At 66.9% G+C, this 18,859-nt stretch carries 17 protein-coding genes; 8 read left to right on the forward strand and 9 right to left on the reverse strand.

The annotated features are described in order from the left end of the window. Window positions 1-9: 9 nt before the first annotated feature. The 9 genes from COUCH_RS14560 to COUCH_RS14600 form a co-directional block, all read right to left on the reverse strand. Window positions 10-840 (reverse strand): SAM-dependent methyltransferase, encoded by an 831-nt coding sequence (locus COUCH_RS14560; RefSeq protein WP_249612610.1) that lies wholly within the window; start codon window positions 838-840, stop codon window positions 10-12. A 64-nt stretch (window positions 841-904) separates the two neighbouring features. Beyond that, entirely contained in the window at window positions 905-1,714 is an 810-nt protein-coding gene (locus COUCH_RS14565) for a hypothetical protein (RefSeq protein WP_249612611.1), read from the reverse strand. A gap of 109 nt (window positions 1,715-1,823) precedes the next feature. Then, window positions 1,824-3,068 (reverse strand): pyridoxal-dependent decarboxylase, encoded by a 1,245-nt coding sequence (locus tag COUCH_RS14570; protein WP_249612612.1) that lies wholly within the window; start codon window positions 3,066-3,068, stop codon window positions 1,824-1,826. Continuing rightward, window positions 3,065-3,949, reverse strand: a complete 885-nt coding sequence (locus COUCH_RS14575) for a hypothetical protein (RefSeq protein WP_249612613.1) — start codon at window positions 3,947-3,949, stop codon at window positions 3,065-3,067. The genes COUCH_RS14570 and COUCH_RS14575 overlap by 4 nt, the downstream gene beginning before the upstream one ends. A 5-nt stretch (window positions 3,950-3,954) precedes the next feature. Continuing rightward, on the reverse strand, window positions 3,955-5,409 hold the full coding sequence (locus COUCH_RS14580) for an APC family permease (protein ID WP_249612614.1): 1,455 nt from the start codon (window positions 5,407-5,409) through the stop codon (window positions 3,955-3,957). Window positions 5,410-5,895: 486 nt separating this feature from the next. Continuing rightward, entirely contained in the window at window positions 5,896-6,516 is a 621-nt protein-coding gene (locus COUCH_RS14585; RefSeq protein WP_249612615.1) for a GNAT family N-acetyltransferase, read from the reverse strand. 40 nt (window positions 6,517-6,556) lie between these two features. Further along, window positions 6,557-8,008 carry an APC family permease gene (locus COUCH_RS14590; RefSeq protein ID WP_249612616.1) on the reverse strand — a complete coding sequence of 484 codons (1,452 nt, stop codon included), beginning with the start codon at window positions 8,006-8,008 and terminating at the stop codon, window positions 6,557-6,559. Window positions 8,009-8,133: 125 nt separating this feature from the next. After that, window positions 8,134-8,841, reverse strand: a complete 708-nt coding sequence (locus COUCH_RS14595) for a GPP34 family phosphoprotein (RefSeq protein WP_249612617.1) — start codon at window positions 8,839-8,841, stop codon at window positions 8,134-8,136. A gap of 208 nt (window positions 8,842-9,049) precedes the next feature. After that, window positions 9,050-9,382 carry a hypothetical protein gene (locus tag COUCH_RS14600; protein WP_249612618.1) on the reverse strand — a complete coding sequence of 111 codons (333 nt, stop codon included), beginning with the start codon at window positions 9,380-9,382 and terminating at the stop codon, window positions 9,050-9,052. A 1,024-nt stretch (window positions 9,383-10,406) separates the two neighbouring features. Here COUCH_RS14600 and COUCH_RS14605 point away from each other — a divergent pair. The 8 genes from COUCH_RS14605 (at window position 10,407) to COUCH_RS14640 (ending at window position 18,802) form a co-directional block, all read left to right on the forward strand. Then, complete coding sequence (locus COUCH_RS14605; protein ID WP_249612619.1) at window positions 10,407-11,255, forward strand: helix-turn-helix domain-containing protein; 849 nt, start codon at window positions 10,407-10,409, stop codon at window positions 11,253-11,255. A gap of 2 nt (window positions 11,256-11,257) precedes the next feature. Beyond that, the gene (locus COUCH_RS14610; protein WP_249612620.1) at window positions 11,258-11,482 is read left to right on the forward strand and encodes a DUF397 domain-containing protein; all 225 of its coding nucleotides are present in this window, start codon (window positions 11,258-11,260) and stop codon (window positions 11,480-11,482) included. A 206-nt stretch (window positions 11,483-11,688) separates the two neighbouring features. Continuing rightward, entirely contained in the window at window positions 11,689-13,194 is a 1,506-nt protein-coding gene (locus tag COUCH_RS14615; RefSeq protein ID WP_249612621.1) for a hypothetical protein, read from the forward strand. A 9-nt stretch (window positions 13,195-13,203) separates the two neighbouring features. After that, window positions 13,204-13,764, forward strand: coding sequence for a GNAT family N-acetyltransferase (locus COUCH_RS14620; protein ID WP_249612622.1), 561 nt, complete (start codon window positions 13,204-13,206; stop codon window positions 13,762-13,764). Window positions 13,765-14,151: 387 nt separating this feature from the next. Further along, window positions 14,152-15,327: a hypothetical protein gene (locus tag COUCH_RS14625; RefSeq protein ID WP_249612623.1), complete on the forward strand. Its 1,176-nt coding sequence runs from the start codon at window positions 14,152-14,154 to the stop codon at window positions 15,325-15,327. 29 nt (window positions 15,328-15,356) lie between these two features. Next, entirely contained in the window at window positions 15,357-15,923 is a 567-nt protein-coding gene (locus tag COUCH_RS14630) for an ATP-binding protein (protein ID WP_249612624.1), read from the forward strand. 152 nt (window positions 15,924-16,075) lie between these two features. Further along, window positions 16,076-16,912 carry an IS5 family transposase gene (locus COUCH_RS14635; protein ID WP_249612625.1) on the forward strand — a complete coding sequence of 279 codons (837 nt, stop codon included), beginning with the start codon at window positions 16,076-16,078 and terminating at the stop codon, window positions 16,910-16,912. Between the two features lie 66 nt (window positions 16,913-16,978). Beyond that, window positions 16,979-18,802, forward strand: a complete 1,824-nt coding sequence (locus tag COUCH_RS14640) for a PEP/pyruvate-binding domain-containing protein (protein WP_249612626.1) — start codon at window positions 16,979-16,981, stop codon at window positions 18,800-18,802. Window positions 18,803-18,859 lie beyond the last annotated feature (57 nt).

The following is an 18,859-nucleotide window of genomic DNA, read 5'->3' on the forward strand; positions in this document are numbered from 1 at the left end:
ACGACCCCTTTACCGTCGCGCCGCGGCGCGGTCGGCGACACGGGCGAGCGCGCCGTACATCGACACCTGGTCGTCGGGCGGTGGGTCGGTCCCTGGGTCTGGCCGCCACCTGCTGACCACTTGGATACCCGGTGGCTGGATGTCGAGGTCGTCGAGCAGCTCGGCGACCTGCTGGTAGCTGCGGCCGGTGATGTCGTCACCGGGAGCCTTCGCGGCGGCGAACTTCGCGACGATTTCCGGGTCGAGCAGGTCAGCGGTGGCGTGGGACATGGCCAGGTAGCTGCCAGGTGCCAGCGGCTCGACGAGTTGTTGCACGATTGACCGGGCCTCGTCGTCGGAGGCGATGAAGTGCAACACGGCGATCAGCAGCACCGCGACGGGCTGGGTGAGGTCGAAGGTGTCGGCGACGGCGTCGGAGCCGACGATCTGCTGTGCATTGCGCAGGTCGGCATCGAGATAGTTGGTGCGTCCGGCTGGGTGGCTGGTCAGCAGGGCCCGGGCGTGGGCCAAGACGATGGGGTCGTTATCGACGTAGACGATCCGGCAGGTCGGGTCGATGGACTGGGCGACCTCGTGGGTGTTGCCCGCGGTGGGTAGCCCGGTGCCGATGTCGAGGAACTGACGGATCCCGCAGTCGGTGACCAGATGGCGGACCATCCGGGCGAGCACTCGCCGGTTCTCCCGGGCAGCAACGCGAATGCCGGGGAAGATGGCGGCTATAGCGTCGCCGGAAGCCCGGTCAGGTGCGAAGTTGTCCTTGCCGCCGAGCCAGTAGTCGTAGCGGCGAGCAGGATGCGGAACGCTGATGTCGAAACCCGGTGGGCCATCGTGGCTGGTCATGCGAGCACCTCAGTCGATGTGTGGTCAGTGGTGTTGGCGCGGAATTGCGGGACGGTAGGTGCGGTCACGATGCGGCCCTCCTCCGGCCGTCATCGGTCGGGCAGGAACGCAGTGCACCGAGCCAGAAACCGCTCCAGAAGGCGCGCCGAGCGTCGTCATCGGGTACGAGCGGGGTCTCAGGTGCGCGAAGGCTGCAGCCGGTCGGGTGAGTGACGGCCACGGTGGCGAGCCACTGCGCGGCAAGATGCCGGTCGCGGGGGTTCAGGTGCGCCAGGTGGACGGCGTCACGGGTGAGCAACTGCCGTGCTTCGGTGGTGCGGCCGCAGCCGGCGTGGATCGAGGCCGCGACGAGAAGGACCATGCTGGCGTGTCCGTAGCCGTGCGGGCTGCCCCACCACTGCCGCAAGACCAGTCGGATCTGTTCCTCGGCGGTGTCGCATTGCCCGTCGCGGTGCAGCGCCAGCGCCAACCCGCACCGGGCAGCAAGGATGCGGGTGGGGTCGCCGAGCTCGCGGTACATGTCGAGTTGGTCCTGGCGGATCCGTACGGCGTCGAAGGTCAGACCTTGGCGGATCAGGACGTTGTGGTAGGTCATCGACGCCCGTATGGCGGTCGGATGGGCCTTATCCCACAGCGTTCGTGCTGCCGTACTGGCGTAGCGGGCCCACAGCAGTTGCGGCTCTGCCTCGGCGTGCCGGCGGCGGGCGTAGACGATCGCCGCCGCGATCACGTCGGGGTCCGGCGCGGTGGTGATCGGATCGAGGCGGACGAGGACATCCAGCGGCGGATCCCAGGCGGCCTGCGACCGGTGTCCGGTCGTCGGCGGATCGGCCTGATCAAGAAGCGTGCGTAGCCACCTCGTCGAGTCGGTCATAGCATCGCCTTCGCTGCACCAGCGGCCGGTCGACGTGGCCCGGCGCGTTCAGTGATGGCCTGCGGCATCCACGTTTGCTGGTGCCTAGACAGGCGGATGAGCGGGTCGTTCATGCCGGCACCTCAGTCGGTGTCCGACCAGCCCTCGCGTCGTCTCCGGCCGGCCGGGAGTGGGGCACCACAGTGCCGACCGGACGGGTCAGATCGTGGACCAGTTCGTCGATCGCGGCGGGGTCGGTGTCGGGTTTGCAGATGATGTGCGCGCGGGTGCCGTCGGGGGCCAGGACCCATTTGGCGCAGACCTCGGCCGGGGGCTGGCCGATCACGACGGTCATAGCGTGCGGGCCGCGGCTGGCCGGCCAACCCGCCGTGCGGAGCCGGTCGAGGGTGTGTGCGGCGAGTTCCCGGGAGCGTTCGGCGCGCTGGCGGTGAACCTGCGTGCCGTGGCTGAGCGAGGACCACAGCAGCAGGGGAGTGTGCCCGGAACGGGAGCCGCCGATGGTGGTGTCGGCGGTGCCGGTGTACGGCACGTGCGGGGTCCGCGCCAGCACCGGCGCGTCGGCGTAGATCAGCACCGCGCACGGAGTCAGGGTGCTGAGGAACTTGTGCCCGGAGGTGACGATGCTGGTGGCCCCGCAGGTGAAGTCGAAGGCCGGCCGGTCGTGGTCCGGTAGCAGGGCCAGGGGCAGGCCGGCGAGGGCGGCGTCGACGTGGATGCGGCGGCGGACGATGGCGAGGTCATCACACGCGTTGGCAATTGCCGCGACGTCGTCATAGGCCTCCGCCATGGTGGTCCCGACGGTCGCGACCACGACAACCGGCCGGTGCCGGAACTGCGCGAGCAGCGCCCGCAGGTCGGTGACGTCCATCCGCCCGCCCGCGTCGGTGCGGACGTGGATAAGGGTGAGGCGGTGCCGGTCGCAACCCTTGGCCACGGAGTAGTGCGCTGCGGTGGAGGCGAACACCACCGGTTCCTGGCCCGGGAAGGCCAGGCGGGCGTCCCACAGGGCGTGGTCGGTGCCTTCGCTGCTGCCCGAGGTGACATACCCCCACCGGGCTGCCGGGGCGCCGAACAGGTCGGCGAGGTAGTCGATGACGGCGCGTTCGTGGGCTTTGGTGTGGTCGTGGCCGTGGCCGGTGTCGTAGGGGTCACCGACGTTGTTGAGCAGTTGCCCGGTCAGCAGCGGCGCCAGGGCCTGATGGGTGATGTCGGAGAACCCGGGGTAGGCCAGGTTGTGGAAGCGGATCGCTTCTAGGTGGGCGGTGAGGTCGGTGAAATGGCGCTCTCGCAGCCCGGTCGGGACGGTGCCGACGGCGTGCAGGCTCGTCGGCGGGCTGAGCACCGGGCCGGTCATGATCGCCGTCCCGGCTGGTCGAGCGCCTCGCGCCACTGGCTGCCTTTGGGTGGCCGGCCGAGTGGGTGGGCGAAGTGGGTGCTGGTGTGCAGGGCGGTGAACAGGCCGTGCATGCGGCGCAGGATCGGCCCGTGCCAGGGATTGGCGACCAGATTGTCGGGGTGCACGATGCCGTAGGGGACCGGTGCGTTGATGTCGAGGCTGGACAGCCGGTGGGTGGAGTGGATGGTCTTGGTGTTGTACTCGCCGATACCGCGGCGTTCGCCGACCATCCACGCCAGCTCCGGGATCGGCGTGTGGGCCACGTTGAGCAGCAGCCGGATGGTGCCGGGCACGTGTGCCTCGCTCAGGGCATGCTCGGCGGTTTCGGCCCAGGCGCCGGTCGGGGTGTCCAGGCTGGAGACGCCGATCCCGACCCAGGTCGCCCGGTCGGTGATGGCGTCGTCGACGCTGGTGGCCAGCTGCTCGCGCAGCACCCACCCGTCGATGGTGTGCTGGTCGGTGACCTGGCATTCCAGCCGGTACAGCATTTCGGCCAGGTTGTGGGTTTCCGGACCGACCAGCCACACCCGGCTGGCCGCGTTGACCTCGACGGCGCCGGTCCAGTCGTCGGCGCTGAATGTCTGGTCACGGCGGATCGTGCCGGGGCGGTGGTCGGCGAACAGCAGGGCGAGTGCGTAGGGGGCGATCGGGTCACGCCGACGGCGCTGCCACGCGTATTCGGCGTGCCGGGCATTGAAGGTGAGCATTCGTCGCAGCGCTGTGGAGACGATGTCGTACTGGTAGCCGAGCGCCTGCATGTGCTCGAGCTGTATCTGCGCTGAAGTCTTGCGGGGCCCGGGCCCGGACGCGGTCTGCGATGGGCGCTGCGGGTCGGTCATGGCGTTCACAGCTTCAGCCCCACGATCCGCGGATCGCGTACTTGGAGAGGGTCCACCTGGCGGTGGCCGAGCTGCGCGTACACCTCGGGCCGGTGCTGTTTGAGCGACCGGCCGCGGGCGACGAACACAGTGACGATGACGGCCAGTAGCGGGCCGCCGATGAGCAGGGGCAGGGGGGAGCCGTCGGGCAGGCCGAGCATCATCGGCAGGTTGGACAGCACGAACACCAACGTGAGCACGCCGGTGACGCCGCCGGCACCAGGGAGCAGTTGACGCACCCACACTGATTCCCGGCCGGCGCCTTTGCCGAAGAACGAGATAGCCGACCACGACGACAGCATCAGCAGGCCGAGGATGCAGACAGCGCCGATGCTCGACAGCCACACGAACATCACCGTCATCGGGTCAATACCGCTGATCACGAATCCGCCAAGTACAACTCCGGAGATCGCGGCCTGTGTCAATGACCCGCCTCGCGGGGCACCACCCTTGGCGCCAGGGGTGATCGAAGCCAACGCCGTGGGCAGCACACCGTCGTCGGCCAGGGCAAACAGGTAGCGGGCGACGATGCCGTGAAACGCCGACATCGCGGCCAGCACACTGGTGACCAGCAGCAGAGTGCCCAAGCCGCCGATCCCGGGCCCCCATGTGTTGGCCAGGATCGTCATGGGCTCGTCCACCGCCGCCCCGGCTTCCAATCGGGTCGGTCCTACCACGGCGGCGTAAGCCCAGGAGGTCAGCGCGTAGAGACCGCCGAGCAGCCCATACGCGGCGAACGTGGCGATCACGATGGTGAGGGTCGAACGGGCCTCGTCACCGAAGGCGGGCAGGCTTTCCGCACCGGCGAACGCCGCGACGGCGAAGACCAGCGCCCCGGCGCCGCCCCCGGCGACAAAGAGCTCCGACGGTACGAACCCGTCGAACGTGATGCCTTGGGCCGGGTTGGCCAGGGCGGCGACGTCGAACGCCAGCACGATGCCGACCTCGCACGCGAGCAGCACGCCGAAGAGCTTCGCGTTAGCGGCGCCGGGATACTGGCCCAGCAGCAGCACGATCAGCCATCCCGCTGCAGCCCACATCCACCACGACCCGATACCGGTCATCGCCGCGATGCTGGTGCCCAGCAGGGCATACAGAGAGATTTGCAGGGTGTTGTAGCCGAGCAGGGCGACCCCGGCGGCGGCCAGACCCCAGCCCGGGCCGAGACCGCGGGCAAGCTGGGCGTAGAACGGTGCACCGTGCGGGACGTGCCGGGACACGGCAACGTAACCGACGCCTAGCAACGCCAGCACCAGCGTGACGATCACGAATGACAGCGGGACGCCTTGCACCCCGGATTGGGCATAGGTGGCGGGGATACCACCGTTGAGGACCGTCTGCGGCGACGACGCGACGGCCGCCACCCCGATCAGCGCGCCGGCGCCCATGGTGCGCCGCGCCAACGTCACCGGCCCGGTCACGCCCCCGCCCCCGTTCGCAGCGCTGCGGGCCGCATGGCCGCACCGGTGCCCGAGCCGGCGGCGGCGCCACGACGGGCGTCGCTGCGGCTGGCCGGGTGTGCTGGCCTGGGGGTGGCCGCGCTGAAGTTGCCGGCGCCGGTCGAGGAAGGGGTGGGGTGTCGTGCAGGTCGGTCGTAGGTGCCGATGCCCATCATGGGTCGGTGTCGCCTCTCATCATCAAGGGGGTGAAGAAGGGGTTGGTGCGCGGGACGCCTCTGACGCTGGGGAAGGTCAAAGGCGCCCCGCCGTGGTCACCCGGTGGACGCGGGTGTGCCCAGGGCCAGCCGGGCACACGGCCGGGTGACCGGTTGGTGCCTCGCCCGCCGCACCGCCCAGTGCGGCAGATGCTGCGGGCGAGGTGTCGACGCGCCGTGGGCCGCCGCAGGTCCGTCGCGTGCAGGTCAGCGCCGGCTACTTGCTGACCTCGTGTCAGATCTGCGGTAGCGGTCAGGGCGCGAAGGTCCGCTGCATGGGATAGACCGGCGGGCCGCCGTGGCCGGTGATCGGCGTTCCGTGGTCGGTGTAGCCGAGCCGGGCATACAGGGCCCGGTTGCGCGGATCGTTGGCTTCCAGGTAGGCCGGCGTACCGGCGACGCGCAGGGTTTTGTGGTGCTTGATGACCAGCGCGGTCCCGATGCCTTTGCTCTGATCGCCGGGTGCGACACCGAGGTAAGCCAGGTAGTGGTGCGGCTCTTGGGGCCGGCGCGCGTGCAGCAGTTGCTCGAGTCGGCCGAGCCGGCGCAGGCTCTCCGGACCGGCTTCGAGGCTCTGGGCGTCGAGAACCTCGTGTGCCTTGAGCCCGGCCGTGGTGCGCGGGTACCAGAGCGCGACGCCGACGATGCGGTTGTCAGTGATGGCCAGATGCACGGTGCCGGTCTCTGCGGCGAGGGCGACCATGGCCGCGAAGTACGGGCCGAGCTGCGCGGCGCGCGCAGCTGGGTCGGGTTCGGCCCAGCAGACCACCGGGCTGTTGCCGAAAGCGGCGGTGAGGACCTCGGCTGCAGCCGGACGGTCGAGTGGGTGGGCGTCGCGTAGGACGAGATTCGCAAGTCCGTTCATGGCAATCATTTGGCCTTTCCAAGAAGCTGCGGTACGTGGCGAAGAAGCGTCACCGGTTGACCGGTGACGGCGAAGGACTCGATTTGGGATCCGACTGGCGTCCCTGCCCGATCGGGATCGCGTCGGGCTGGGCACGGCTCCGGTCCCCCAGGCCGATGACGGCGTAGACGTGCGGGCGGTGCCGGCGCAGGTGCAGCGCCCAGCAGATGCCGGCCGACGCGACCGTGGCGTAGACAAGGGGCGCGGACCAGATCTTGACCGGGTTGGTGGTGCCGAGCAGGTCACCGAAGAACGCGACACAGACCGCGGCGATCACCGTCAGCAGGACCGTGGAGGTGAGCGGAGCAATCCGGCGCTGCCATAGGGTTTCGCCGTGCGGGTTGTGGCGGAAGTAGCGGATGACCGCGGCCCCTGTCAGGCACATCATGATCAGGACACCGAGGCCACCGGCGGTAGTGCCGAAGAAGAACAGATCCTGCACCGGGTCCAACCCCAGCAAGCCCGCCGCGACGAGCACGACGAACGCGATCGTGGACTGCGTTAGGGAGGCGGCGGCGGGGACGTCGTCGCTGCGGGTGATCGCCAGCCAGCTGGGCAGCACTCCTTCGCGCGCCAGGGTGAGGGTGTAGCGGCCGATGGTGGAGTGGAAGGCCAGGATCGCGGCGAACAGACTGGTGGTGAACAGCACCAGCGCGGCGGTCATCACCACCACTGGCACGTGCGGTGCGGCGAGGTAGAAGAACAGGTCGCTGGGGTGCTGGGCGGCGATGCCGATGATCCGGTCTGGGCCGGCGATCACGGTCATCGCCCATGCCGACCCGCCGTACAACAGGGCGACGATCAGCAGGATCCAGCCGATGGCTCGCCGCACCGTGGTTCTCGGGTCCACGGCCAGCGGCGCGAACGCGAGCGGAACCTCGAAGCCGACCAGGCCGGTGATCGCCCCGACCAGGGACGCGATCCCGGTGGCGTTGGCCAGCAGCATCGGGTTCAGCGCGTCGAACCGGATCCCGTCGGCCGGGTGCAGCACCATGACGCTGTCCAGCACCAGAACCAGCACGAGTTCAGCGTTGATCAGCACCGCGAGGATTTTCGCGTTGGTGCGGATCTTCAGCTGGCCGAGCCCGAACAGCGCCGCCCACCCGGCCAACGCCCAGAAAGCCCACCATCCGGCAACCCCGAACGCGCTGAACATCGCGACCGCGGCCACCCCGAACAGGCCGAACAGGCCGATTTGGATCGCAAAATAGGCCACCAACGCGATCGCCGCCGTGGCGGCAGCCAAGGGCTGGCCGAGGCCCGCAGCGACGTAGGAGTAGAACGCGCCAGGGTTTGGTAGGTGTCGGGCCATCGCTGCGACACCGACCGCGAACACCGCGAGCACCGCGGCGGCGAGCAGGTACCCGACGGGGGTGCCCAACTGCTGGATCTGCCCGAATCCCAGCGACTGCCCGCCGACAATGACCGTCAGCGGTGTCACGGCAGCGATGCCGTACAGCACCAGCGGTCCGACACCCAACCGCGACCGGCGTAGGCCGGCGTAGAGGGAAGGCGGTCGTCGACGCGGCATGAGTGCTCCAAGATGAGAAGGGTGACGAGGGGCGAGCGTTCAGCTGAGGGGAAGGACTAGGCGGCGGCTATCAACCGCAAGGAGATGCACGCGGCCTCCGCCAGGCAGCCGTATTGGGCTGCGGCGGCCTGCTCATGGGTGAAAGCCCGCTCGATTAGATCGGGAGTAAACACTTGTTTCGACATAATCGGGGTGAAAGTAGTGTGCAAGAATCCAGCTCCGCTGGCGTGGTGCAGCAAGGTGAGCAGGAACCGCTGATGGTTGGTCAACCGGTGTCCGCTGACAACGCTGTTGATCAGGTCAGCCTCGACCGACGCGGGCGCCAGGTCGCCTTCACGCCGCACGGTCACCCGGCGAAACCCGGATCTCCTCGTCACCGCTAATCCGGATGTGATCAGCCGCTCAGCTACTCGGCCACGGATATCTGAGGCCAGAGCGTCGATGACATCCACCGGACTCAGTCGTGGAGCCTCCAGCAGTTGATCGCGGACGGCCGCCAACAGCCGATCGTCGGCAACCGACCTGCCCTTATTGGCAACAACCCGATCCGGCTCGACCTTGATGGCATCAAGCTCGAGCAGTTCCGCCAGAGTCGACGCCGCGATGATCCGGTCGGCGGCCCGCCGGGAACCCTTGAGCGCACCAGTGACGTCGTGATGGACGAGCCAGTACGCGTCGTGGGCCAGTGCGCCCAAGCTCTCCGCTTGGCCGAGATACTTGCTTGTGCGCTCCACTATGGACAGTTTTGGCGCGTTTGAAGTCATGCCAGGGGTCCTCGACGTGGTTGTGAACGAACAGACTTCAGGTCGACAGGCGTTGATCTGTCGACGGGCGGCGCGTGCCGGAACGTGATGATCTGGCGATCGGACATCTGTACGCGTGCCCAGTGGGCTGCCGATGCCGCGCCGCACGATTTCTGGGGGCGTCGGCGGCGGTCGGAGGCACACCTGAAAGGTGGCAGCCCCACCGGAGCTATTCCCGCTGCGCCGGGTCCACGACGCGGGCGCCGGGTGGCAGGATCAGCGCGTCGAGCGTGCCGTGCGTGCTGCCGCAATGGCGACAGCACGCACGGACGGCGTCCGGGTACGTCTGCTCGGATGGTTCATAGCCGTGCGGCAAGTAGCGCACTTCCTCGGCGACACCCACCGAGTTCTGATGGAACTGGAAGCAGTCGTGCCGCCGGCCATTCGGGTGTAGCCGGGCCAGCTCCGCCGTAGGCAGCTGCGTCAACGACTGGCCACGCACGTCAAGACAGTCCGGCCGATGCACGATCACCGCCGGCGGATAGTCCCGTGTCTGGGACATCAGGCCCCCGCTCTCTCGTTGTGTGCTGCTTTCCGACGGGAATAGCCAACCTCGGGGTTCTTGGTCGTCTTACGGGTTTCGCCCGGCCGCGGCAATGACATATGCGATTACCGCGACCGGGAGTTCAGGTAGCCGATGTCAGCTGCAATCGGGTGCTCTCGTGCCGGTCCGGGGGAAGCGCCGCAATCTGTATCGGCAGCAGAGGGCGGATCAGTCGATCGAGGGCACTCGGTGGAGGTGCAATTGGGGTGGCGTCGTGCGTGGGACACGAAGGCGGTTGCGGCCATTTTGACAACGGATACTGACGGCGCCCACAGGCCTGCGGCGGCCCACTGATGCTGTTCTCGAGTGCGGCGTGCCTCAGCGGCCGGCTCACCTGTTTCGGGTCCAACATAATTGTGGGTGCCGTCCGGCCGGTCCACTCGTACGGCCCAGATCGATTCCTGCGGATTGGAGCAGGTGGGAACCCGCGCCGAATTGGATCGCCCACTGGCCGGTGCAGGGGTCAGGCTGGCCTGCGGGCTCGCCTGTACGTCAGGGAGCGGGCCTCTGGCCGGCGGTGTCGTGAGCGCGGCGAGGGCGATCGCCGTGCGCGATCGGCCGCACGCTGCCGCGGTGCTGTTGAGTGCCAGGTCCACCGTGCTGGTCATCGTCAACTCCTCCGCCAACTCTGCTACCCATCTCGCCGCACGCGATAGGCGCTCACTGGGCTGCTGTACTCCGGTTTGACATCCGTCGAGCGGGGGTGCCTCGACATCATCAACTGATTGCGTGGGTCCACGATCACCCATCGCGTACAGGTGGTGAAGGCAGGCACGCGGGAATTGGGCGGGAATTTAAAAGGGAATGTAGCGGGTATCGGCGGCCCGACCAGCAACAACATGAGTGCGGCGCATGCGGGGGTCGGCCAAGCTAGAAAAACGTGGGTTACGATGCCGATGTTGCTGGGCCAGCATTGGATAAGTCGAACGTCGGGGTGAGTCTGGGAGGTGCTGTTGTGGGAGTCAGCCCCTATGTTTGCAGGTTGCGACTCGCCGAAGAAATGTTCAGCATCCGGCAGGACGCGGGATATACCACAGAAAAACTCTTCGCTGAGACAGGAATACAACGGCAGAAAATTAGCCACATTGAGACCGCAAATCGCCGGGTCGATCCGGCAGCGATTGAGGCTATCTTGACTCATCTCGCTGTCACCGGGGATCGATTTGGCTTGGTAATGCGGCTGGCCCGTGGTTCAGCTCACCAGGGCTGGTGGGAACGGTTCGACGACGAGATGGGGCCACGACAAGCGCGAACGGCTGATCTCGAAAGCGGAGCTGCGACCATCTTCCAGTTCCAGCCGTTCCTCATCCCCGGGCTCCTGCAGACACAGGAATTCGCCGCCGTGAGAGCCGCTGCCGACCGGGCTGCCAACTCCCGCCGCTTCTCTACCGCACGAATGCTCGAGGCCCGGATTCAACGCCAGGCGATCCTGTCAGGGCCGGACGCGACTCCCTTGGAAGTCATCTTGGACGAAGCAGTGCTGCGCCGACTCGCGGTGGCACCCCCGCAAGTGATGCACGACCAGCTAGACCACCTGGTTGGGGCTGCGCTCAACCAACCGTCGGTCACGGTCCGGGTACTACCGTTCGTCAGCGGGTTGAGCCGGCACGCGCAGGCTCGGACAGCATTCACCCACTACACCTACGCGGACCCAGATGACTCGGTCGTCGTCAACGTCGACACCAACATCGAGGACATGCTGCTCCACGACCAGGCCAAGGTCACCATCTACTCCGACCTTGCCGCCGAACTCCGGCGGGCCGCGCTCGGCCCAGCCGAATCCATCGAGTGCCTCGCCGCAGCGGCCGAGGACTGTCTGAGCAGGAGATGACAATGCGTATTCCCGCGAACGAGACAACCGGTGGGCGCCCCCCGGGCGTGTGGTTCAAGTCCCGTCGATCAGGGGGCGGCTCTGACTGCGTCGAGGTATGCAACCTCGAGGAAGGCGGGGTAGCGGTCCGCAACTCCAAGCGCCCAGACGCTGGAACCCTGATCTTCACCGACTCTGAGTTCGATGCATTCGTCGGAGGAGCCAAGGACGGCGACTTCGATCGGTAACAGACAAAGGGCAAGTCTCATGCTGCTCGCCAGGAGGCTGGCGCCCGTTCTGTGGCGCCAGCCTGCACTGCGCCGAGCCAGCGTTGACCACGGCGTTGCGATGCCCGCCCACAAGGATGATCGCCTCTCGATACTCACGTAGCGGTCGCCTAGTGGACCGAGAGTTACGTGCGCCGAGGCCGGAGTGAACGCACCGGGGAGAAGGAATGACGGAGTCGCGCAGGACGCCTAACAGGCAGTTCCGCGACGCGCGCCTGCGCCTTTTCGGTACCCGCGAGGCTCTTGCCGAAGCAGCTAATGCCTATCTTTCTCCCGCGTTCCTGCTATCGCCGCACGACATAGGGAAAATCGAACGCGGTGTAGTCACTTTCCCGCGTGCTCCACGCCGCGCCGCCCTTCGCCAGGCGCTGCAGGCACCGTCAGATGAAGCCATCGGGTTCTTCGACTCTCGCCGCCCGGGACCCGCGTCCACCGGCGGGGTATGGCCGCTGATGGCGGACGCCCATGCCGGCTGGACCGACGGGCAGCACCGTCCCGCTCGACGTGAGTCGTTCCTGTCGATCAACGGTGGACGCGCCGGCGTCCCTGTAACGCAGACTGCATCCGTTGATCCACCAGCAACAGGCCCGTCTGAGTATCCTTCCCAGCAGTGGCCCGGTGTGCCCACGACTCGGCGGATGCCGGGCAATGTTCCCTACGGAGACGACAGCAGCGCGATCCCAATGCAGCGGCGAGACCTACTGAAAGCAGTCAGCGTCCTGGCGGCGAGTGCGAATCCACTCGTGCAGTGGGAGGCCCTTCGCCACGGCATTTGCGCCGCCGTGGACCCGGACCTGGATCAGTGGGATCAGATCGTTGCCGATTACGGGAACGCCTACTACCGGCAACCGGCCGACCAGGTCTTAGCGACTCTGCGGGCTGACCTAACCGTGGTGCAAACGATGGCGGGGGTCGCCGCCGGCGCAGCGCGGAACCACCTGTTACAGGTCATGGCGCGTCTCTCGGTGCTCGTAGCGCAAAGCATGGTCGCGGCAGGCCAGACGCTCGTCGCCGCCCGGTGGTGGCGCAACGCGCAAAGTTACGCCGACAAATCCGGTGACGCGGACTCCATCGTGCTGACTAGGGCATGGGACGTGGTGAACGGCTGCTACGACGGCCGCCCCCCAGCCGAAACCCTCCGCCTTGCCGATGATGTGTTACCCCTGACCCACGGACGCGCGACCTCGGCGTCGTGCGGACTGCTTGCTGGTCGAGCGCAAGCGCTCTCCCTAGCCGGCGAGCACACCGAAGCGATCGCCACCGTTCGCCAGCTCAACGACTTGGCCGAGCAACTCCCCAGCTCGGTAACTCGAGACACGGGCTCGCTGTGGGGATGGCCGGAGCACCGCCTCCGGCATACCGAAGCCTGGGTCTACGCCCACGCCGGCCAAGTTCCGGAGGCGAGTCGAGCGAGAGAGCAGGCGGAGCAGCTGTATCCCGCCTCCTTGTTACGTCTGCGGACCCAGGTCCAGCTGCACCACGCCGCGGCGTTGATCCGTGGAGGTTGTATCCCGGACGGACTCCGGCAAGCGGCAGACGCACTCGACCAACTTCCATCGGACCAGCACAACGAACTACTTCGCACGGTCGCCCGGCAGGTCACGGGCGCGGTCCCCGCCCAAGAACGGAATCGGCCGATGTATCGGGAACTCACCGAACGCGTCGTCGCCTAGCATTCTGCTGTGATCACCTACGCGCGGCATCAGGGTCCGACTTCACTGACTGCGGCGGCTCCGTTGGTCGATCTTTACGCGGTCGTCTACGCCGAACCGCCGTACAACGAGGGTCTCGAGCAGGTCGACCGATTCCGAACCAGCCTCCTCGAGGAATCACGACGTCCCGGTTTCACGCTGATCACCGCCAAGGATGGCGACACGCTGATCGGAGCCTCCTACGGGTGGATCATGCCTGCTGGAACGTGGTGGTCGAACGCGAGCCGGCCGGCCCCTGCCGAGATCGTGGACGCCGCCAAGTTCGCCGTCATGGAGTGGATCGTGACACCTCGGCGGCGCGGTGAGGGGATCGGCGACGTTCTGATCCGTCAACTGCTCGAAGACCGCCCTGAGCGTTTCGCCACCCTGGCGTCTGATCCGCGTTCCGCTGCGCGGGGCATGTACCGGCGGGCCGGCTGGATCGAGGCCGGCGAAACGACGTTGTCCTGGGGGCCATCAATGGACCTACTTCTCCTCAAACTGCCGCTGCCAACTAGTCAGAAGGTCGGCAACGACCAAGCGCGGCCGTGAGCGGCTTACGGCTGGCCAGCCTTCTAGCCTGTCTTCGTCGGGTTAGGGCCCTCGTGGCGCGGACATGGGCCAATGAGCTAGCGGGTGGCTGCCCCCACAGGTTTCCACGGCAAATAGGATTGACGGCCATTTCATAGCTGCTGGCGGCTGCTTCCTGCTGCGTCCTTAAGTCGCCTGATCCGTGCCCGAAATAGTGGTCGGTTTGACCGATCTCCTGCGGGCTGTCTCGGCTGCGCGATCCTCCACCCGAGGTGGCGTCTGCCTGCCGATTCCCCTCTGAATCCCGGTCGCTTCCCGCCAACTTGGCGTTCCCGGCTGGTCCGAGATGCGTGACTGTGGAACTCCACGGTGGTGTGTAGCTGCCGTACGAAACGGGAGGTAGGCCGGATGAGTCAATTAGTGCCGCCGGAGACGGCACTTGCCCAGATCGTGATGGTCTTGGGCGCGCCGATCCTGCGCCATAGACCAGCCGCGGTCGACTATGCGGTGCTCGCCTCCATCGGCCATCCGGAGTCTGCCTTCCGCAACACCGTCGTACTCGGTCGTGGCCTGGTGCCGCCCGCCATGTCTTACCAGATCCACCGTCCGGGAGAGCTGCCGCAGAACGGGATGGCGAAGTGGGGCACGCTCGTCGCCGGCTCGACGAAGTTCCCGGGGCCGACAGCGCCGCTGTTCTGCCTTGCTGGCGACGCCGAATCCGGTTGGCGCCCGTACTCACAGGTCGAGGTTTCCGGGGAGGAGGCGCTGTTTGTCGCCCTTGACGGCGAAGAGCTTCTGGGTGATCCGGACGACACCGGCACCGTATTGGGCTGGCTGGAGGACCTCGGCCAACGTCACCGCCGACACCGGCCGCAGCTCAACAACCACCAGCGATGGTTCATCAACGCCGCTCCTGGCACCGAGATCGAACAGAAGTTCACCCTCTCCGGACAACCGGACATCTGGCATCTTGCATTGAAAATCCGTGGGCTGCTCGCCGACGGTGAACTGCCGGGCTGGATGCCGGAGCACGGCAATGACTTCGAGCAGTGGAGTTTCCCGACCCACCTGTTCGAGGTCCCCGGCGCTGACGGCGAGCGAGGCGACCTCGCCTTCATCCCGGCCGTTGACGGGCGATGGATCATCCGCCGCAAGTGGTTCGACGCGGACGCGGCGATCCGCCGCGAAGAACTGACCGACGGTGTGGTCCTACCGGCCGACCCTGACCTGGTAGCTGTGGCTCAGGAGCGGTTCGGGGCGACGGTGGTGCCGATCGGCACGTACGTGCGGACGCGTTACAACGTCATGCTGGAGTCGCTCGACACCGGGCATGTCTTTTCGATCATGTTCGACGAGTGCTCGACGGACGGTGTGCCGGACGTCTTGCACCAGGTGGAGGTCGAGTACGTTCGCAGCCGTGCACTTGCCCGGCCGGGCGCGTACGACGAGGTCCTGGCCGAATTCGAGTCGTTGAACGTTTGGACTCGGTTGTTCCTCGACGCACATAACGTCGGTTTCGTCGAGGATCATCTCTCCAAGTTGAGTTGGCTGAAGAAGCTCAAGCAGCGGGACAAGGTTCCCTGAGCAAGACGAGAAGGGTGGAAGCAGCGGCAATGCGCATGCTCTGTGTCTACGGGGTTGCCGGGGCCGGCAAGTCGACCGTCAGCGCGAGGATCGAAGGCGCGCTGACCTCCCGCGGTCTGCGGGTGGAGATCGTCAAGCTCGCGCTGCCGCTGTACCAGCTGCAACAGCACATCTATGCGACCGCCGGTCGTGATGTGCCGCTCTGGACCCACGACAACGACATCCTCCGCTCCCTGGCAACACATCTGCGCAGGATCAATGCCGATTTTCTCGTCGAAGACTTCCTGAACCGGGTCGACAGGTCGACCGCCGACGTCGTGATCAACGACGACCTTCGCGACACCCTTGTCGATTACCCCCGTCTACGCGAAACCGGCTTCCAGTTCGTCCACGTTGCCTGCTCTGACGCTGTCCGCACCCGGCGCCTGCAGGCACGCGGAGACGTGAACGTTGTTCCGGACAGCGTCCAATCTTGGGGATTTGATCGCATCTCCCCGGACTGGACGATCGACAACTCGACCGACGACTCCGACGAGCTTGATCAACAGATCCGCATCCTTCTCGACAAATGGCTGGCGCAGCAACCCCCGAGCTAAACCGCTCGCTGCCAGCCCTGAGCTGACAGCGAGGTCCCCGTGACCAACCCACCCCTACACCTGGCTACCGACGCCGAACCTAAGTGTGTGTTTGAGAGTGGTGTCGCACGGCGTGTCCCTGACGGCGGCCGGGGTGGCCTGATGCTGTCGCGGTGAAGCGTGAGCGGCGGTACCCGTCGGACTTGACCGATGCGCAGTGGGAGATCGTGGAGCCGATGCTCCCCTTGATCAAGGAGCCAGGTCGGATCCCGAAGCATCCGCGGCGGGCGATCGTGGACGCGATTCTGTACGTGGTCCGCAGCGGCTGCTCGTGGCGGCAACTACCGGTTGATTTCCCGCCCTGGCAGACCGTGTACTGGCAGTTTCAGCAGTGGGAGCAACGCCAGGTCACCGAACGGATCCTGGAAGAACTCCGTGAACAGCTGCGCCTCGCCGAGGGCCGTGAGCCCGAGCCGTCGGCCGGGGTCATGGACTCGCAGTCGGTCAAGGCCGCCGACACCGTCGGCAGGGACTCCCGCGGCTACGACGCGGGTAAGAAGGTCAACGGCCGTAAGCGGTTCATCGTCACCGACACCCTCGGTCTGCTGGTCGTGGTCTGCGTGATGTCAGCGTCGTGGCAGGACCGCGACGGCGCGAAGACGACCCTGCTCAGCACCTACACGGCCTCGCCGATCCGGTACGTGTTCGCCGATCAGGGCTTCGCCGGCAAGCTGGTCGACTGGGCTGCCGAGACCCTGAAGATCACCGTCGAGATCGTCCGCAAACCAGCGGACCAGCAAGGTTTCGTCGTGCACCCGAAGCGGTGGGTCGTCGAACGCAGCCTTGCTTGGCTTACCGCGCACCGCCGCCTGGCCCGCGACTACGAACGCGACCCCGCAGTGTCCGAAGCGCTCATCCGATGGGCCGCGATCAACACCATGGTCCGCCGCCTCGACCGTGGCCGACCTGCCACCCGACAAGCCCGCCGGACACTCAGCGCGCCCGGATAACCGCCCTCTCAAACACCCACTAAGCCGCAACTGACCGGCCAGAAATTCGCCCGCCTGGTCTACGCCATGCCGCACGCCACCATCCCGCCGGCCGTGTGCATCCCGGTCGACTGGCTCACCGAGACCCTCGGCGCCCAGCGGCTCGAGCAGATCGGGTATCACTTCGCCGACCTTGAGGCCACCGTCGGGCACGACCTGACCAACTGGGAATACCGGCTCGCGAGTCTCCTGCAGGAGATCGAGCTGACACCGAAGATGCGCGACCAGCTCGACACCCACGTCAAAGACGTTCCCGGACCCTGGGCCGTCCGGTCGTCCAGCACCGTCGAGGACGGCGACCGGCAGAGCCACGCCGGGTTGTACGACTCGTACCTGCACCTCAACACTCTCGACGACGTGTACGCAGCAATCGTCGCGTGCTGGCGGTCCTTCTACAGCCTCGGCGCGGTCCTGGGCCGGCTTCGTGCCGGGGACACCAGCCCACAGCCACGGATGGCTGTCATCGTGCAGTCCATGGTCCCGGCCCGCCTCGCCGGCGTGGCGTTCAGCCAGCAGGATCACGTCATCATCGAAGCGGTCACCGGCACCGGCGACACCCTGGTCAGCGGCGAAGCCGACGTCGTCAGCACCCACCACACGGTCGGCCAGTACGACACGCAGCCATATGGCGACGTCACCCGGCTTGCCGTGTCCCTGGCCGGAGTATTCGGCCACAGCGTCGACATTGAGTGGGCCTGGGACGGCGCTCTGGTCCACCTCGTTCAGGTCCGGCCTGTCACCGCGGGCCTGACGCGAGCGCACCCCCGGCTTCCACTGTTCGCCTGGGACTCGCTCTACCTGCGCGACGGCTCGGCCTCCGACGTCGCCCTCGGCGCATGCGCGAGCATCGTGCACGCGGTCACCGCCAAGCGGTCGGCGATGTACCGGCTCGCGATGCGCCACGGCATTCAAATTAGCGACGGATGGATCATCACCGTCAACGGTCTCGGCCTGCAAAACCCCACGTTGCACCCGGTGTGGTGGACCGCCCTCGACGGTGAAGTCGTTGTCGACCTTGGCACCTCAGCACGGCAGAACATCATCCCCGCCGCCGACCTCACAACATTCCTCACCCAGGCCTGCGGCACCCGGGCCGACCCCCACCGGCCGCACACCGTCATCGTGCGCCGCTTCGTACGTGGCAGCGCAGGAGCTGTCACCCGCGCCCTGCCCGACGGCGGCACCATCATGGAGCACTCGTCCAGCGGACTGCTGGCCATCAACCGCGGCCTCGACACCACCAGCGAACTCCTCCTACCCCCGCCCGCCGACCCCTCAGCGTGGTCCGCAATCGACCAGTTGCCTGGCTGGCCGACCCTTGCGTTGCGGCACGTTGCCGAGTTCACCCACACCGTCACCGCCATCCATCCGCAAGCCCACCTGGAGTGGGTTATTGAGGCGGGAACCCTCTACTTCGTCGACTACTCGATCCCGAAGCACCAGTCGCCGCCCACCCGCGGCCAAGACGCGACCGTCATCAGTTCCGGGTCCGCCCAGGGACCCCTGCTGCGGGTCGACAGCGAGCACCTCACCGAGCTCAGCGTCGCGCCGATCGTGAACATCGGCTCCCAAGCACCCGTGCCGACCAGCCGGCATCTCGTCGAGCTGATGGACACGATCGCTGCGATGCCCCAACGCCCGATCATCTACGCCAACCGGCCGTACGCGATCCTGTCTCTGCTGATCGGCAAGGTGGCCGGCTTCGTGTTCGACGGCGGCTCGACCCTCTGCCATCTGGCCATCCTCTTACGTGAAGCCCGCATTCCCGCGGCTATAGCAAACCAGCCCATACCGGATGCGGCGACGGCGATGGCCATCGACGACGGCTACGTCAGCTCCACCCAACCGTGAACGACGGGCGCAAGCACGACGTGTTGCACCCCGGTCGCTTAAGGTAGACGGACGCGT

The sequence above is a fragment of the Couchioplanes caeruleus genome, assembly GCF_023499255.1.
Taxonomy (GTDB): Bacteria; Actinomycetota; Actinomycetes; order Mycobacteriales; family Micromonosporaceae; genus Actinoplanes; species Actinoplanes caeruleus_A.

Bases quoted from the DNA above. Each gene is read 5' to 3' on its own strand.
- COUCH_RS14625 (WP_249612623.1), top strand. From the start codon at position 14,152: ATGAGTCAATTAGTGCCGCCGGAGACGGCACTTGCCCAGATCGTGATG.
- COUCH_RS14630 (WP_249612624.1), top strand. From the start codon at position 15,357: ATGCGCATGCTCTGTGTCTACGGGGTTGCCGGGGCCGGCAAGTCGACC.
- COUCH_RS14565 (WP_249612611.1), bottom strand. From the start codon at position 1,714: ATGACCGACTCGACGAGGTGGCTACGCACGCTTCTTGATCAGGCCGAT.
- COUCH_RS14640 (WP_249612626.1), top strand. From the start codon at position 16,979: ATGCCGCACGCCACCATCCCGCCGGCCGTGTGCATCCCGGTCGACTGG.
- COUCH_RS14600 (WP_249612618.1), bottom strand. From the start codon at position 9,382: ATGTCCCAGACACGGGACTATCCGCCGGCGGTGATCGTGCATCGGCCG.
- COUCH_RS14615 (WP_249612621.1), top strand. From the start codon at position 11,689: ATGACGGAGTCGCGCAGGACGCCTAACAGGCAGTTCCGCGACGCGCGC.
- COUCH_RS14595 (WP_249612617.1), bottom strand. From the start codon at position 8,841: ATGACTTCAAACGCGCCAAAACTGTCCATAGTGGAGCGCACAAGCAAG.
- COUCH_RS14585 (WP_249612615.1), bottom strand. From the start codon at position 6,516: ATGATTGCCATGAACGGACTTGCGAATCTCGTCCTACGCGACGCCCAC.
- COUCH_RS14560 (WP_249612610.1), bottom strand. From the start codon at position 840: ATGACCAGCCACGATGGCCCACCGGGTTTCGACATCAGCGTTCCGCAT.
- COUCH_RS14610 (WP_249612620.1), top strand. From the start codon at position 11,258: ATGCGTATTCCCGCGAACGAGACAACCGGTGGGCGCCCCCCGGGCGTG.
- COUCH_RS14570 (WP_249612612.1), bottom strand. From the start codon at position 3,068: ATGACCGGCCCGGTGCTCAGCCCGCCGACGAGCCTGCACGCCGTCGGC.
- COUCH_RS14575 (WP_249612613.1), bottom strand. From the start codon at position 3,949: ATGACCGACCCGCAGCGCCCATCGCAGACCGCGTCCGGGCCCGGGCCC.